At 67.8% G+C, this 14,159-nt stretch carries 12 protein-coding genes; 7 read left to right on the forward strand and 5 right to left on the reverse strand.

What is annotated here, in order from left to right:
- The first annotated feature begins 133 nt into the window (after window positions 1-133).
- The 3 genes from ABZ004_RS28750 to ABZ004_RS28760 all read left to right on the forward strand — a co-directional run bounded on the left by ABZ004_RS28750 (window position 134) and on the right by ABZ004_RS28760 (window position 5,085).
- Complete coding sequence (locus ABZ004_RS28750) at window positions 134-2,389, forward strand: DUF222 domain-containing protein (RefSeq protein WP_355684195.1); 2,256 nt, start codon at window positions 134-136, stop codon at window positions 2,387-2,389.
- A gap of 677 nt (window positions 2,390-3,066) precedes the next feature.
- Window positions 3,067-3,474 carry a cyclic nucleotide-binding domain-containing protein gene (locus ABZ004_RS28755; protein ID WP_355684196.1) on the forward strand — a complete coding sequence of 136 codons (408 nt, stop codon included), beginning with the start codon at window positions 3,067-3,069 and terminating at the stop codon, window positions 3,472-3,474.
- A 585-nt stretch (window positions 3,475-4,059) separates the two neighbouring features.
- The gene (locus ABZ004_RS28760) at window positions 4,060-5,085 is read left to right on the forward strand and encodes an adenylate/guanylate cyclase domain-containing protein (RefSeq protein WP_355684197.1); all 1,026 of its coding nucleotides are present in this window, start codon (window positions 4,060-4,062) and stop codon (window positions 5,083-5,085) included.
- Between the two features lie 384 nt (window positions 5,086-5,469).
- Here ABZ004_RS28760 and ABZ004_RS28765 read toward each other — a convergent pair whose 3' ends face one another.
- Window positions 5,470-6,234 carry a helix-turn-helix transcriptional regulator gene (locus ABZ004_RS28765; RefSeq protein ID WP_355684198.1) on the reverse strand — a complete coding sequence of 255 codons (765 nt, stop codon included), beginning with the start codon at window positions 6,232-6,234 and terminating at the stop codon, window positions 5,470-5,472.
- 88 nt (window positions 6,235-6,322) lie between these two features.
- Between ABZ004_RS28765 and ABZ004_RS28770 the strand changes: the two genes are divergently transcribed.
- Window positions 6,323-6,706 carry a nuclear transport factor 2 family protein gene (locus ABZ004_RS28770; protein ID WP_355684199.1) on the forward strand — a complete coding sequence of 128 codons (384 nt, stop codon included), beginning with the start codon at window positions 6,323-6,325 and terminating at the stop codon, window positions 6,704-6,706.
- Window positions 6,707-6,868: 162 nt separating this feature from the next.
- On the opposite strand, the gene ABZ004_RS28775 is transcribed toward ABZ004_RS28770, so the two are convergent.
- The gene (locus tag ABZ004_RS28775; RefSeq protein ID WP_355684200.1) at window positions 6,869-7,312 is read right to left on the reverse strand and encodes a MarR family transcriptional regulator; all 444 of its coding nucleotides are present in this window, start codon (window positions 7,310-7,312) and stop codon (window positions 6,869-6,871) included.
- Window positions 7,313-7,365: 53 nt separating this feature from the next.
- On the opposite strand from ABZ004_RS28775, the gene ABZ004_RS28780 reads away from it, so the two are divergent.
- Entirely contained in the window at window positions 7,366-8,385 is a 1,020-nt protein-coding gene (locus tag ABZ004_RS28780) for a bifunctional NAD(P)H-dependent oxidoreductase/GNAT family N-acetyltransferase (RefSeq protein ID WP_355684201.1), read from the forward strand.
- A gap of 9 nt (window positions 8,386-8,394) precedes the next feature.
- Window positions 8,395-9,114: a GNAT family N-acetyltransferase gene (locus tag ABZ004_RS28785; RefSeq protein ID WP_355684202.1), complete on the forward strand. Its 720-nt coding sequence runs from the start codon at window positions 8,395-8,397 to the stop codon at window positions 9,112-9,114.
- A 12-nt stretch (window positions 9,115-9,126) separates the two neighbouring features.
- Here the strand turns inward: ABZ004_RS28785 and ABZ004_RS28790 are convergent, their stop codons facing one another.
- Both ABZ004_RS28790 and ABZ004_RS28795 read right to left on the reverse strand, forming a co-directional pair.
- Window positions 9,127-10,395 carry a hypothetical protein gene (locus ABZ004_RS28790; RefSeq protein ID WP_355684203.1) on the reverse strand — a complete coding sequence of 423 codons (1,269 nt, stop codon included), beginning with the start codon at window positions 10,393-10,395 and terminating at the stop codon, window positions 9,127-9,129.
- Window positions 10,392-10,718, reverse strand: coding sequence for a PadR family transcriptional regulator (locus ABZ004_RS28795; protein WP_112242163.1), 327 nt, complete (start codon window positions 10,716-10,718; stop codon window positions 10,392-10,394). The genes ABZ004_RS28790 and ABZ004_RS28795 overlap by 4 nt, the downstream gene beginning before the upstream one ends.
- Before the next feature lie 184 nt (window positions 10,719-10,902).
- On the opposite strand from ABZ004_RS28795, the gene ABZ004_RS28800 reads away from it, so the two are divergent.
- Window positions 10,903-11,832 carry a helix-turn-helix domain-containing protein gene (locus tag ABZ004_RS28800; protein ID WP_355684204.1) on the forward strand — a complete coding sequence of 310 codons (930 nt, stop codon included), beginning with the start codon at window positions 10,903-10,905 and terminating at the stop codon, window positions 11,830-11,832.
- Here ABZ004_RS28800 and ABZ004_RS28805 read toward each other — a convergent pair.
- Entirely contained in the window at window positions 11,822-14,137 is a 2,316-nt protein-coding gene (locus ABZ004_RS28805) for a glycoside hydrolase family 95 protein (protein WP_355684205.1), read from the reverse strand. The genes ABZ004_RS28800 and ABZ004_RS28805 overlap by 11 nt on opposite strands.
- Window positions 14,138-14,159 lie beyond the last annotated feature (22 nt).

A 14,159-nucleotide genomic window follows, 5' to 3' on the forward strand; every position in this document is an offset into this window, starting at 1 on the left:
CGCCGCTCTCCTTTATCCACAACCTGTGGGCAATTGTGCATAACTCGACCTGTTCCCGCGTCTCCAAAATCCCTTATCCACAAGGGGTTCTGGGATTCAGAAACTGTCGGTGGCGGGGTCTAGTGTTGTCGGCATGGACCTCTTGGAGGCGCCGCGTCCGGCGTACATGTTGAGTGGCGAGGAAGCACTCGCCACTCTCGACGCGCTGCACGCCGAGATGTCGGTCCTGCAGACCTACCGCCTGGAAGTCCTCGCTCGTCTGGACGAAACGGGTCACACCAAGCAAATCAGCGGCCAATCCACCGCCGGGTTCGTCGCGTCGAGACACCGCCTCAACCCACCCGAAACCCAACGCGACCTGAAACTGGCCTTGGCGCTGCCCAAGTACCCGGCCGTGTCCGCCGCCCTGCCCGACGTCTACGCCCCACCCGGCCCCGACCCAGCGGTCCAGTACGCCGACCCTTCCGCCGAGGCCACCGAAGTCACCGATGCCGGTGACGTCCAGGCCACGGACATCCTCTCCGATGACGCCGTGTTCGATGATGCCGTGTTCGATGACGCCGTGCCCGATGACGCCGTGCCCGATGACGCCGTGTCCGATGCCTTGTCGGATGACCGCGTGGCGGCTGACGGCTTGTCTAGTGATGAGTTGCCGGTGTTGCTGCACCCGAGTCAGGCCGAAGCGATCGTGGCTGCGTTGGAGGCGGTCCCGGCCGCGGCGATGGTGCCTGTCGAGGACCTGCAGGCCGCCGAGGACCAGATGGTGAAAGCGGCCCGGAACCTGTCCCCGTGGGACCTGAAGAAACTCGGCAAACGGGTCCGTGACGTTCTGGACACCGATGGCCCGGAGCCGGCCGAGGACGCCGCCCGGCAGCGTGAAGCGCTGCGGATCACGAACGCGGATCATGGCGTGAAGTTCTCCGGGTTCTTGGCTGCCGAGAATGCTGCACTGTTCAAGACGTCGATCGAGGCCGCCGCGAAGCCCCGCCCGACCCTCGACGGTGAACGCGACCCCCGCACCCTCGAGAAGCGCCAAGCCGACGCCCTGTCCGACACCCTCGCGATCGCCGCGGCGGCGGGTGAGCTCCCCGGCCACGGCGGGATCAAGCCCCACATCACCATCACCATCGACTACGACGACCTCAAAAACAAAGGCGCCGACGCCACCGGCGACCTCCACTTCGGTGACCGCCTGTCCGCCGCAGCGGTGCGCCGGCTGGCCTGCGACGCCGAAGTCATCCCGGTCGTCCTCGGCTCCGAATCCGAACCCCTCGACGTCGGCCGCGGCCAGCGCTACGTCACCAAAGCCATGTGGCGTGTCCTGGCCCGCCGCGACAAAGGCTGCGTCGTGTGCGGCATGCCACCCCGGTACTCCCACGCCCACCACATCATTCACTGGATCGACGGCGGCCCGACATCGGTCGAAAACCTCGTGTTCCTGTGCGGTGTTCATCACACCGCCGTTCACCACGGCCATTACACAATCACCATCACCAAGGGCAAGGTCCACGTCACCAGACCGTCCTGGGCCGACCCACCCCGCACCACCGGCCGCAGGGCCTGGTTCACCACACCCCGCACCGGCGCAACCACCACCGCCCCCACCGCCACCAACACCACGCCCGGCACCGGCACCAACACGTCGAACACCGGCACCGGCACGTCGGACACCGGCACCAGCACGTCGGACACCGGTACCAGCACGTCGGACACCGGCACCAGCACGTCGGACACCGGTGTAGCCGCCAGTTCCCGCGCCACCGGGCCCACCACATCCGGTACCAGCGCACCTGCCAGTTCCCACTCGGGCGTGCCTACCGCGTCCAGCACCGGCTCAGCCGCCAATTCCCGCGCCGCCGGGTCCACCACGCCCGGCACCAGCGCAACTGACCGCTCGCGCCCCGGCGGGTCCACCACATCTGGCACCAGGCCAGCTGACAGCTCCCGCACCAACGGGTCCACCAGGTCCCGCGCCGGCAGTAGCAACATCGCCAGCACCAGCGCAGCTACTGCCGTCGACTCCAACCGATCCACTGGAGCCGGTTCCGACGGGTCCACCATCGCCGGGTCCGGCGGCGTCAGCACCTCCTTGTCGGGCGGGTCTACCTCCCGGCCTGCCTGGGCCACCACGCCCGCAACCAGCGGCACATCCCCGGCCGCCTCCCACGCCGGCGACGGATCACCTGCTCTACCAGGCGAAACCACGCACGCAGACACCACGCAGGCTGCCTTCGGAGTTGGCAACGACCCGTTCTGGGGCGAAGGACCACCAGAACAGACCCTCCGCCCGGTCCGCGCCTTCCCGATGGTCGGCGATCCACCCCCACTGGCAACACTCAAGCCTGCCGACTTCGACCCCTGGGGCCTCGAAACCCAAGACGCCGGCTAACCACGCCCGGCTCGCGCCGGGTCGAATCGACCTGATCACCCGGTAGAACGACAGCCGTCGACTGCTGGCTACTCCGGTTCACCGGGCCAGGCGGGCTTTCTGCGTGTCCGACTTGTGTCCGACTTGGAGACGTCGGCGTCGTGACGCTCGGTGTCGGCCAACGATGCCTTGCGCAGTCGGCCGAGGTGTCTTGAGCGCGTCATCCTTCAGAGGCGGTGTCGGCGGCTGCGCGGGATCTCGGGGTGATATCCCCTGACGCGCTGCTCCTTTGCGACTTGACCTCACACAGATCGAGCTCGCGTCTCGCGTGGACCAACCGAGCCAGATGGCTCCGGTCGACCTCGGACAGTTCCAGCCGACTTCGGCAGTTCGGGCCTCGGATCCGCCGCGACGGGTGGGGCGGGGCCGTTCGGCGTCGTTAGGAGGGGCCTGACGCGGCTGCGGGAGGGGCGGGCGGTGTCGCCTATCGCCAGCAGGAGGTGGTTACCTGGTGCTCGGCCTCGGCGACGTCCTTCTCCTTGGCGTCGAGCTTCGCCAGGGTGTCGGCGCAGCGCCGGGGGCGGGTTCGGGGCGGTGAGGAGGTGGTCGGTGACCTCTGGTGGGGTTGGGCGTTAGAGTTACTGACTGGAAACATCGGCTGATCGCCGGAGGATGCCCGGCGGGCTCGGAGGATCGACGTGGCACTGGGTAGGACGTCCCCGCTTGACCTGCCGCTGTTCGCGGATCTGTCCGGCCGGGAGATCAAGGACATCTTCCGGGCCGGCGAAGAGGTCTCGGTACCGGCCGGGTGGTCGCTGATCCTGGAGCAGACGCCGCCGGATGCGGCGTACCTGATCATCAGCGGTACGGCGGCGGTCCGGGTCAAGGGTGAGGAGATCGCCGAGCTCGGGCCGGGTGATATCGCCGGTGAGGTCGCGGTCCGGCAGAACCGGTTGCGGACGGCAACGGTGACGGCGAAGAGCCGGCTGCAGTTGCTGCACTTCACCCGGGAGAAGTTCGACGACCTGACCAACCGGCTGCCGAACTTCCGCGACGCCATCGACGCGACGATCGCCGAGCGACGTGGTGACAAACCCACCACCTGAGTCGTCCTCGTCCGCCACGCAGACGGCTGAGGTGGATGTGCAGTCACCGGCGTGCGCCGCGCAGAGGGCTGGGCTGGGTGTGCAGTCGCCCGGGTCCGCCGCGGAGACGGCTCACCTGGCTGTCCAGTTGCCCGCCTCCTCCGCGCAGACGGCTGGGCTGGGCGTGCAGTCGCCCGGGTCCGCCGCGGAGACGGCTCACCTGGCTGTCCAGTTGCCCGCGTTCTCCGCGCAGACGGTTGGGTTGGGTGTGTGGTCGCCCGGGTTCGCGGCGGACAGGGCTGAGCTGCGTGTGCGGTCGTCCGGGTCCGCGGCCGAGACGGCTCACCTCGGTGTCCAGTTGCCCGTGTGTGCCGCGCAGACGGCGGAGCTCGGTGTGCAGTTGCCCGCGTACGCCACGCGGATGGCGGAGTTGGGTGTGCGGTTGCCCGCGTACGCCGCGGAGAGGGCTCGCCTGGGTGTCCAGTTGCCCGGGTCCGCTACCGAGACGGCTGAGTTGCTCGCGTTCTCCGCGGAGGCGGCTGCGCTGGGGTGGCGGAGGCGTCGGGCGGGATGCGGACGGTATTTGCGGGTGGGCGGGTGGGTGGGGTGAGCGAGTCGCCTGGGGAGGTGCCTGGGTTGCGGGAGGTTGAGGCTGAGTTGGGGGTGGGACCGGATCTGGGGGCGTTGCAGAGGGACTTCGAGCAGGCGTTGCTCGGTGGTGAGCGGAAGTTCACTCGGATCGAGGTGTCGGCGCGGGCCGGGATCTCGATCGAGCGGGCCGAGCAGATGTGGCATGCGCTCGGGTTCGCGACGGTGCCGGATGATGAGGTTGCCTTCACCGATGGCGATGTGGAGGCGTTGCGGCTGGTCGCGGCGCTGGAGGACGACGGGTTCATCGATCCTGCGGTGGAGTCGTCGCTTGCGCGGAAGCTCGGCCAGACGCAGTCGCGGCTGGCGTCCTGGCAGTCGGCGATGTTCCTGGAATTTCTGGCTAATTCGAAGCTGGCGGCCGATGACGCGATCGAGGTCGCGTCTTTGTTGCTACCGGCAATGGAACGGTTGCAGACATATGTCTGGCGGCGGCATCTGGCGGCCGCGGCTGGGCGCGCGGTTGCCGGGTCCGATGAGTTGGCTCGTGGTGTGCGGGTGGTCGGATTCGCGGACATCGTCAGTTACACGCGGTTGACTCGGCGCTTGTCGGAGGTTGAGCTGGGGCAGCTGATCGAGCGGTTCGAGGGGATGGCGGCCGATGTGGTCGCGCTGAACGGCGGGCGGGTGATCAAGTCGATCGGCGACGAGGTGTTGTTCGTGACAGATACGCCGGCTCAGGGGGCGGCGGTCGCGCTCGCGTTGCAGGACAAGGTCGCTGAGGCCGGCGACATGCCCGAGCTGCGGATCGGGCTCGCCTACGGCAGCATTCTGATCCGCCTCGGTGACGTCTACGGCGAAGTGGTCAACATTGCGGCGCGGCTCACCTCGGAGGCGAAGCCCGGCCGGGTACTCGGCGACCGGGAGATCGCGGCCGCGCTGGACGGCCACCCGGCGTACCGGATCCGCAAACTCCGCCGCGTCTCCGTCCGCGGCTACCACCACCTCAGCCCCTACGCCATCCAGCGTGCAGAAACCCCCTAGCCCGTACGCCGCGCCCATCCCGTACGCCGCTCCCGCGCCAACCCGTACGCCGCCCCGCCGTGCTCAACCGGTACGTCGTTGCCGTGCTCAACCGGTGCGCCGTGCTGCCGTGCTTAACCGGTACGTCGTTGCCGTGCTCAACCGGTGCGCCGTTCCTGAGCTGACCGGTATGCCGTGGTGCCGTGCTCAGCTGGTGGGGTGGTGTCGCGTCAGCTGGTTTGCCGTGGGGGCATGCACAGCCGTTTCTGCGCCAGTCGGTGTGCCGTCGTGCCGGTGCGTCGTGGGGCCTGTGCCCAGTCGGTGTGCCGTTCCGGGTCGATCGGTGTGCTGTGGTGTCGTGCTCGGCAGGTGTGCCGGGGTGCCCTCCTTGAGCGGTGTGGGGGGTCAGGTGGGGGTGGTGAAGTAGGTGGCGGTGCGGGTGTCGGCGGGGTAGTAGGACTCGATGGCTAGTTCGTCGAGGGTGATGTCGAGCGGGGTGCCGAAGGTCGTGATGGTGGAGAAGAGGCGGAGTTCGTGGCCGGCGTGGCGGATGATCATCGGGATTGCGATCTCGGAGTCGAGGGCCAGGGCGGTTTCGTCCGGGCCTGGGGTGAGTAGCTCTTCGTAGAGCGTGGTGAGTTCGGGGTCGGGGGCGGCGCCTAGTTGGCGTCTGATGCGGGTTCGGAACATTGTGCGTACGTCGGCGAGGTTGGTGATCAGAGGGGCGAAGCCGCGTGGATGTAGTGCCAGCCGGACCAGGTTGATCGGGGGCTGGAGCAACGAGGGGTCCACGGTTGCGAGGAACGGGTCGACCGCGCGGTTGGTCAGGACGATGTTCCAGCGGCGGTCGAAAACGACTGCGGGGTAGGGCTCGTGGGCCTCGATCACTCGCTGGACCGCGGCCAGGGCGACCGCCATCGCGGCGCCGTCGAGCGAGCGTTCGTCGTACCGGGGGGCGAAGCCGGCTGCGAGGAGGAGGCGGTTGCGGTCACGCAGCGGTACGTCGAGTTGGTCCGCTAGCCGCAGGATCATCTCGGCGCTCGGGTTGGACTTGCCGGTCTCGATCAGGCTGACGTGCCGGGCCGAGACGTCCGCGGCGATCGAGAGGTCGAGCTGGCTGAGTTGGCGGCGGTGTCGCCAGTGCCGCAGGAGCTCTCCGATCGTCTGCACGAGGTCGACAGTACTCACCGCCTGAGTACTGCGCGATGAAGTCAGAGTTCATCGACAAGCTGGTCGTATCGCGGAAACACTGCGGGACATGACGACGACAGACAACAAGACAATCATTCAGCAGGCGCTTGGCGAGCTGCTCGCGACCAACAGCACCAAGACGCTGGAGCCCTTGCTGAGCAGGGATTTCATCCATCACCGGCCGGATAGGACTTCGACGAAAGCGGAGTGGCTTGCGTCGCTGGAGAAGGCGTTGGTGCCGTTGGCAGAGCAGGAAGTTGAGATGTTGCATCTGCTGGCGGATGGCGATCAGGTGGTGATGCATTCGCGACGACGGCTACCGGGCGGTCCGGAGATCGTGGTCGTCGACATCGTGCGATTCGCCGACGGATTGATCGTCGAGGTCTGGGAGACCATCGAGCCGCTGAGCGAAGCCGAAGCCCACCTCACCTGGTGGGACGCCGCCGATTAGCATCACACCAGGTCGCGGCGGCCGCCGGGTGGTGGTCCGCCAGCTAGCCCGGGCGATCGGCGATCCGCTCCGGGATGGCTGGTCCGGGAGGTCGGCGATCCGGGTGGCGCTCCAGGGCGGCTAGTCGGGGAGGTTGGCGATGCGGGTGGCGCTCCAGGGCGGCTAGTCGGGGAGGTTGGCGATGCGGGTCGCTACCCGTTCCAGGACGGCTAGCTCCTCGGGGGTCAGGTGATCTAGGAAGCGGGTGCGGACGGAGTTCAGGTGGCCGGGAGCCGCCTTGGCGAGGATGGCGAAGCCGTGGTCGGTGAGGTGGTAGATCGAACCGCGGGCGTCGGTGGGATCCGGTTCGCGGTCGATCAGGCCGCGGGCCTCCATCCGGGCCGCGTGGTGCGACAGCCGGCTGCGGGACCACTGCATCTTCACCGCGAAATCCTTCAGGCCCCAGCGCCGGTCGGGTTTCTCCGAGAGCGTGCTCAGTACTTCGTAGTCGGCACTCGACAGCTCCAGCTGATTGAGATCGCGGGCCAGCCGGGACGGCAGCACGGTCAGCAGGCGCCGGACCGCTCGCCAGGCGCGGTCCTCATCGGGTTCGAGCCATCGGGTCACGTCCCCGATCGTACTTCTTTGACATGTCGAAGAACAGCGCTACCCTCTTTGACATGTCAAAGAAAATTCTCGTAGTGGTCGCGAGCACCCGGCCGGGACGGCTCGGGCCCGCGGTGGCGGACTGGTTCGTCCGGGCGACAGCCGGTACTGCGGCCGCCCGCGGTGTCGACGTCGAGATCGCCGACCTGGCCGAGGTCGGCCTGCCGTTCCTCGACGAGCCCGAGCATCCGTCAACCGGGATCTATCTCCACGAGCACACCAAAGCGTGGAGTCGCCTGGTGGGTTCGGCGGACGCGTTGGTGTTCGTGACGAGCGAATACAACTACTCGATGCCCGCGACGTTGAAGAACGCGTTCGACTATCTGAGTTCGGAGTGGGCCTGGAAACCGTGCCTGTTCATCGGGTACGGCAATACCTCGGCCGGCACCCGCGGCGTACAGATGGCTCGTAGTGTCGCGGCCACGATGCGGATGCTCTCGATCGGCGGCGACATCTTCTTGCGGATCGCGGAAGCCTTCATCGATGGCAAGGTGATCGAGACGGAACGCCTGGCCGCGCGCGCCCAGGAGGCGTTGTCGGAGCTCGATCACGTTGCCGATGTACTACGTCCGCTCTACCGCGCGGAAGAGGAGATCATGCCCGCGGCAACAACCGACGTAGCCGAGTTGCTGGTCCTGCAGCGATGCTGCTGGGTCGACGAAGCGCTGGCGAACGACAGACTCGACTTGCCCGCGCTGCAGGAGTCGGAGCACGAAGTACAGGAAGCCTTGCGGGATTGGACGACTTGGGTTGTCCGCAAGAGCGGGCGGCTGGTCGGTTCGGTGCGGGCCAAGCGGGTCGGCGACAGCTGGCACATCGGGCGGCTGATGGTTGCCCCCGATCAGCGGCACGGTGGGCTGGGGCGACGACTGCTCGCGTACGCCGAAAGCCAAGCACCCGCAGGGATTTCGGAGTTCACCCTGTTCACGGGCGAACGGAGTGAACGGAACATCGCCTTCTACCAAAAGGCGGGCTACGCGCTGTCGTCCGACGAGGTACCGCCGGGTGCGGTGGGACTGAGCAAGCCCCTCTAAGCTGGCCGGGTGCGTGAGGTCTCGACAACAGCAGAGCTGGCAAGGATCACTGCCGGCGATCCGATGATCGTGTGGTGCGGGCAAGGGCAGCTCGGCGGGCGGGTTCGCGCCTGGTCCGCCGGTGACGCGGTCGTGGTGGTGTCGCCGCAGCTGTCGATGCACGATCGGTTGGCGGTCTACGGTCCGGCGGATGAGGTCGCGCGGCTGGTCGAGTACGTGCTGGCCGAGATCAACCCGAGCCTGCGGGCGTTCGGCGACGAGGAGCTCATCCGGGAGCTCGTCGAGCGGGTTCCGAGGCTGGACTTCGCCGCGTCCTTCGGCTGGATGCATACGGCGGTGGCGCCCTCAGAGGTGACGACCGCTGCGTGGCTGGAGAGTGACGCCGGCGTCGAGGAGTTGCTGGCGGAGGCGTCGCCTGACTCATATGCGTGGCCCGGGCGGTACGGCGTACTGCGATGGGCCGGTGTGAGCGGCGAAAATGGCGAGCTGCTGAGCATTGCGGCTGATGCTTGGAGTGCCCCGGAGATCGGGTTCCTGGCCGGTGTCGCCACCAAGCCGTCGGCGCGCGGTCAGGGGTTGTCGCGGCAGGTGTGTGCGTTCGCGACGGCCGAGCTGGTCAAGCGCTACGGGCAGGCCGGGCTGATGGTGCACGGCTACAACGAGGCGGCGATCTCGGTGTACCGGAAACTGGGCTACACGTACCGCAAGGTCGCCGCGGCGCACGGGTAGCCCAGCTGCGCGCTACCTGCTCGGCGGGACCGACGGGGGCGTGCCGGACTTCGACGGGTTGGCGGAGGTGCCGGCGGTCGGCTTGGTGGAGGTCCCAACAGTCGGCTTGGTCGTCGGTGTCGGCGTCACGGAGGCACCAGGCGTCGTCGGGGTGGCCGGGGCCGGCGGCGGCACGAACGGCGGCTTGTCGCTGTCCTTGCAGATCGCCACGCCGTTGGCGTCCACGGGCGCGTTCGGGTCGTCCTGCACCGAGACGAGCGGGAAGAAGTTGGTGTACTCGTCCTGCGGCCGGTTGCCGTTCTGCATCGCGCAGTCCTGCCGGATCAGGCTGATCGGCTTGCCGCTCTGGTCGTACAAGCGGACGTGGACCAGCCGGCCCTGGTCGTCGAACGGGTACACGTTGACGATCGGGTTGCCATCGAGGTTCAGGCCGTTCGGCGTGTAGTTGCTGTTGTTCGTACTGCGGTAGTCGTTGTAGTTGTTGAAGATGCTGCCCGGTCCGCCGACGAAGCTGGTGGCCAGCCAGGCCGGCACGATGATCGTGGCGACCACGTTCAGCGGTACGACGTACCAGAGCCAGCGGGCGTCCTGCTGGGTGCGGCGGCCGATCCAGATCGACGCGGCGGCGCCGGCCAGCGCGCCGACGACCGTGACGGCGTTGGCGCCGAAGACGAGGAAGAACGCCGCGCCGCCGACCGCGCCGCGCGCCACCCACCAGACCGGCTGGCCGATGGTGACCAGCTCGCTCCGGACGTGCGGCGGGATCTGGTCGATCGACTCGCGGATCCAGGCCGCCGTACTCGCGCCGCGCGGCGTCTCCAGGACGATCCGCGGCGAGTACCCGCGCAGGGCCCGGACGCCGAGGTAGGCAGTGACCGCGAGCAGGATGAGACCGAGGAAGCCGAAGCCCGCGGTGATGTCGCGGCCGGTGCCGAGCAGGGCGATGATCAGGAAGAACGGGCCGACCAGGCAGGCGATGACGCCCCAGCGCAGGGCCGACTCGCCGGCCTTGAGCTCGGCCGCCTTGGCGCCTGACGGTTTGCCCGACGAAGGTGGGTAGCCCGCGGCGGTGCGCAGCTCGTCGGCGTACTGGCGGGGTGTGCCGAGGCGCTCCTGCAAGGTCTGCGCGGTGGGCTCGTGCTCGAACTCGCCGGCGACCTCGGTCAGGTGGCCGGCGACGTCGTCCAGGACGTCCTCCAGCTCACCCGGCGGCAGGTCGCTCAGCTCGGCCCGGACCTGGGCGAGGTAGATCGCGACCGCTCCGGTCAGGGTGCTGTTCACGCCGCCTCCTCTTGGAGCAGCACCGACATCGTGTCGGCGAAGTGGTTCCAGGTCTTGGTCGACTGGGCGAGCAGGTCGAGCCCTGTCTTGTTCAGCCCGTAGTACTTGCGGTGCGGGCCTTCTTCGCTGGGTTGCACGTACGACGTGAGCGCGCCGGCCGCGAACAACCGGCGGAGCGTGCCGTAGACCGAGGCGTCCGCGACGTCCTCGAGCCCGGCGGCGCGCAACCGGCGGAGCACGTCGTACCCGTAGCCGTCGGTGTCCCGCAGGACGGCCAGTACGGCGAGGTCCAGGACGCCCTTGAGCAGCTGACTGGTGTCCATCGCCATCACCCCCTCGAAGTCGTTGGGTGCACCGCAAGGCCCGGACCCCTCAGACCGGGCCTCACGGTGCTCTGCCGAGCAGACTACTACACATCATGGAGTACTACGCAATGCTGTTTGACCGCGCGCCGACTCGGTGAAATCGATCAAGTCCGCCGGGCGGCTTCGCGGGCACAGTAGAGCCATGAACTCCACGGACGTGTTCGCCGGCTTCGTCACCGCGGTCGCCGACAGCCTCGACGACCCGGAAACCACCGGCTGCGACCTGGCCCGCCGGGTGCACATGTCGCGGTCGAACTTCGATCGCGTCGTCCCAGCCGTGGCAGGCGAGTCGCCCTCGGCGTTCCGGCGGCGGCTGCTGCTCGAGCGGGCGGCGTACCGGCTGCTCGCGGAGGACTCCGGCGTCCTCGACCTCGCAATCGATGCGGGCTACGGGTCGCATGAAGCGTTCACGCGGGCCTTCACGAGGGCGTACGGGATGCCGCCACGGGAGTGGCGGCGCGAACCGTCACGACGGTTCTTCCTGGCGGCGCCGAGCGGAGTTCATTTCCAGCCACCGGCAGGCCTGCGCCTGCCCGCGACGAAAGAGGCGAGAGGGATGGATGTACTGGTACGGATGGTCGAGCACCACGTGTGGCTCACCGGCGAGATGATCGAACGGGCCGACCGGCTGCCGGCCGCTCAACTGGACGATCGGATCGAGTTGTCGGTGGAAGGGATCGACGACGACGTGTCGATCCGCTACCTGCTGGATCGCCTGGTCTGGCAGGAAGAGATGTGGCTGGCGTCGGTCGAGGACCAGCCGTTCCAGGTACCCGAGTGTGGTATCCAGGTGACGACGCCGATCGCCGAACTGCGGACCAGGCACGCTGCTGCCGGCTCGCGATTCGTTGCCCTGGTCAACCGCTTGAACGAGGAAGGCCGCTTCGACGAGACCTTCGTCGACACGACCTGCGAACCGCCGCGGGTCTTCACGTACGGCGGGATGGTCGCGCACGTACTCACCTTCGCCGCGCACCGGCGGTCGCTGCTGGTCGGTGCGTTCCACTCGGCCGGGATCACCGATCTCGGCTCCGGTGATCCCATGCACTTCGTGGCCGAAGCTAGTTCGTGATCCGAACCGTAGTACCGGGGTCGATGGTCAGCTCGATGACCTCGTCGCCGAGGCGGACATGCAGCGGTTCACCCTGTCCGCCGCTGATGGTGGCGCTGGTCATGCGGTTGGCGTCCCAGCTGACGTCGACGGTGTAGCCGCCGCGGGCCCGGAGGCCTTGGACGGTGCCGGCGGACCAGCTGGTCGGGAGGGCGGGGAGCAGTTCGATCTCGGTCTGGGTGGACTGGACAAGGAGTTCGGCGAGGGCGGCGGTGCCGGCGGAGTTGCCGTCGAAGGAGTAGATGTTCTGTTCCGCGCCCGCGATGCCGCCGGCGGAGTACGACATCAGGTTGTGTTCGCTGGCATCGCCGATCAGGCCGCGCAGGTGCTGCAGGGCGCGATCGCCTTGCAGCAGGCGAGCGGAGAACGCCATCAGATTCGCCTCGACCCATTCGGTCTGCTCCCAGCCGTCGGCGGCCTGGCGGCGTTCGATGACGACCTCGGCCGCGCGGGCGAGGTCCGGGGTGTCCCGCGGGGTGATCTGGCGTTCGGGGTAGACCGCGATCAGGTGGCTGGTGTGCCGGTGGCTCGGCGCAGCCTCGTCGAAATCGATCAGCCACTCCTGGAGCCGGCCGTGCTTGCCGATCTGGAAGGGCGGCAGCTTCTCGCGGGCGGTCGACAGGTCGCGGCGAAGCTCCTCGTCGATGCCGAGCAGTTCGGAGGCCTCGATGCAGATCCGGAACAGCGCTTCGATCAGCACGCGGTCGGTGGTGTTGCCCATCGAGATCGAGCACTCTTCACCGTCGGGCGACAGATACCAGTTCTCGGGTGAGTCCGACGGGCCGCTGAGCAGCCGGCCGGTCGATGGGTCCTCGACCAGGTAGGCGAGGAAGAACTGCGCCGCCTCCCGCAGGATCGGGTACGCCTTCCTGGCCAGGAAGGCGAGGTCCCGGTTGTATTCGAAGTGCTCCCACAGCTGCAGGGATATCCAGATCCCGCTCGTCACATGAAGGCCCCAGCCGAGTCCCCAGCCAGGTGCCGTGTATCCCCAGGCATTGGTGACCGTGTGCGAAACCCAGCCCGGTGCGCCGTACAGCTCTTCAGCGGTACGCCGACCGCTCGCGGCCAGCCGTTCGATGAAGGTGAACAAGGGCTGCTGGCATTCGCCGAGGCCGGTGATCTCGGCCGCCCAGTAGTTCTGCTGAGTGTTGATGTCCAGGTGGAAGTCGTTCGTCCATCCGCCGGTCGAGGCGAGGCCGTCGTTCCAGAGTCCCTGCAGGGCAAGGGGAAGCGGCGAGTCCGCGCGCGATCCCGCGATCGTCAGATACCGGCCGTACTGGAAGTACAGCGAGACCAGCTCGGGATCCTCGCCACCCTTGGCGAACAGGGCCCGCCGCTCGCCGGTCGGCAACGCCCGTACGCCGTCCTCGGTGCGACCCAGGTCGAGCGCAACCCGCCGTACGAGCGGCGTGTAGTCGTCGAGGTGGGCCTGCTTGAGCTGGTCGAATCCTGCTGCGATGGCGTTGCTGACGAGGCTGGCGGACGCGGCCGGGTCGTCGCCTTGCCAATCGGTGCCAACGGCAATGATCACGGTTGCTGTGGTGGCGTTGTTGACCTGGAGGTGGTCGTCCTCGGCGGTAATGGAGCCGTCGGCAACTACCTGGGTGCGGATCTCTACAGCTGAGCCGACACGGCCGTTGGAGTGGAGGAACTCGTAGGCGTGGCCTCGCAGTACGAGGGTGTCGTCTTCGGTTGAGACCTCGGACGGGATCGCATCGTCGCTGAAGGAGATCTTGAAGCTTGTTGGTGCGCTGGTGATGGATCGTAGGACGATCACCTGATGGGCGTGCGAGGCGAAAACCTCGCGGGTGAAGGAGATTCCGCCTCTCGTGTAGCTGGTTCGCACTATTGCATCTGTCAGGTCCAACGATCGCTCGTACTCAGTCGGCTCGTCGCCCTCGCCGAAGTCGAACAGTAGCTCCGGGAGCGGGACGTTGGTGCCGAAGGAGGTTGGGCGGCCGAGGAGGTGCTCACCCGCGAGCGCCTGCGCCTCGGCGTACCGGCCGTTGAAGAGGTGTTCGCGGATCCGCGGTAGCTGGGCGAGGCCGGTCGGGCTCACATCGGTCGTCGCTGGCGCACCGGACCAGGCGGTCGACTCGGAGAGACGGATGCGTTCGACGGCGGCACCGGAGTACACCATTCCGCCGAGTCGCCCGGTCCCGATCGGCAACGCCTCGAACCACCGGGTCGCCGGCTCGGCGTACCAAAGTCTCCCCGGCTCGCCGATGACGCCCCGACTGCCCTCAACAACCTCGTGCCTCAGCATCTCGCTCCTCCGCCGCATTACT

It is taken from the genome of Kribbella sp. NPDC006257 (assembly GCF_040613535.1).
Classification (GTDB): domain Bacteria; phylum Actinomycetota; class Actinomycetes; order Propionibacteriales; family Kribbellaceae; genus Kribbella.

What these genes read in the sequence shown, in the direction of transcription:
- ABZ004_RS28750 (WP_355684195.1), top strand. Translation starts at nt 134, where the DNA reads ATGGACCTCTTGGAGGCGCCGCGTCCGGCGTACATGTTGAGTGGCGAG.
- ABZ004_RS28770 (WP_355684199.1), top strand. Translation starts at nt 6,323, where the DNA reads ATGACGACGACAGACAACAAGACAATCATTCAGCAGGCGCTTGGCGAG.
- ABZ004_RS28780 (WP_355684201.1), top strand. Translation starts at nt 7,366, where the DNA reads ATGTCAAAGAAAATTCTCGTAGTGGTCGCGAGCACCCGGCCGGGACGG.
- ABZ004_RS28795 (WP_112242163.1), bottom strand. Translation starts at nt 10,718, where the DNA reads ATGGACACCAGTCAGCTGCTCAAGGGCGTCCTGGACCTCGCCGTACTG.
- ABZ004_RS28800 (WP_355684204.1), top strand. Translation starts at nt 10,903, where the DNA reads ATGAACTCCACGGACGTGTTCGCCGGCTTCGTCACCGCGGTCGCCGAC.
- ABZ004_RS28805 (WP_355684205.1), bottom strand. Translation starts at nt 14,137, where the DNA reads ATGCTGAGGCACGAGGTTGTTGAGGGCAGTCGGGGCGTCATCGGCGAG.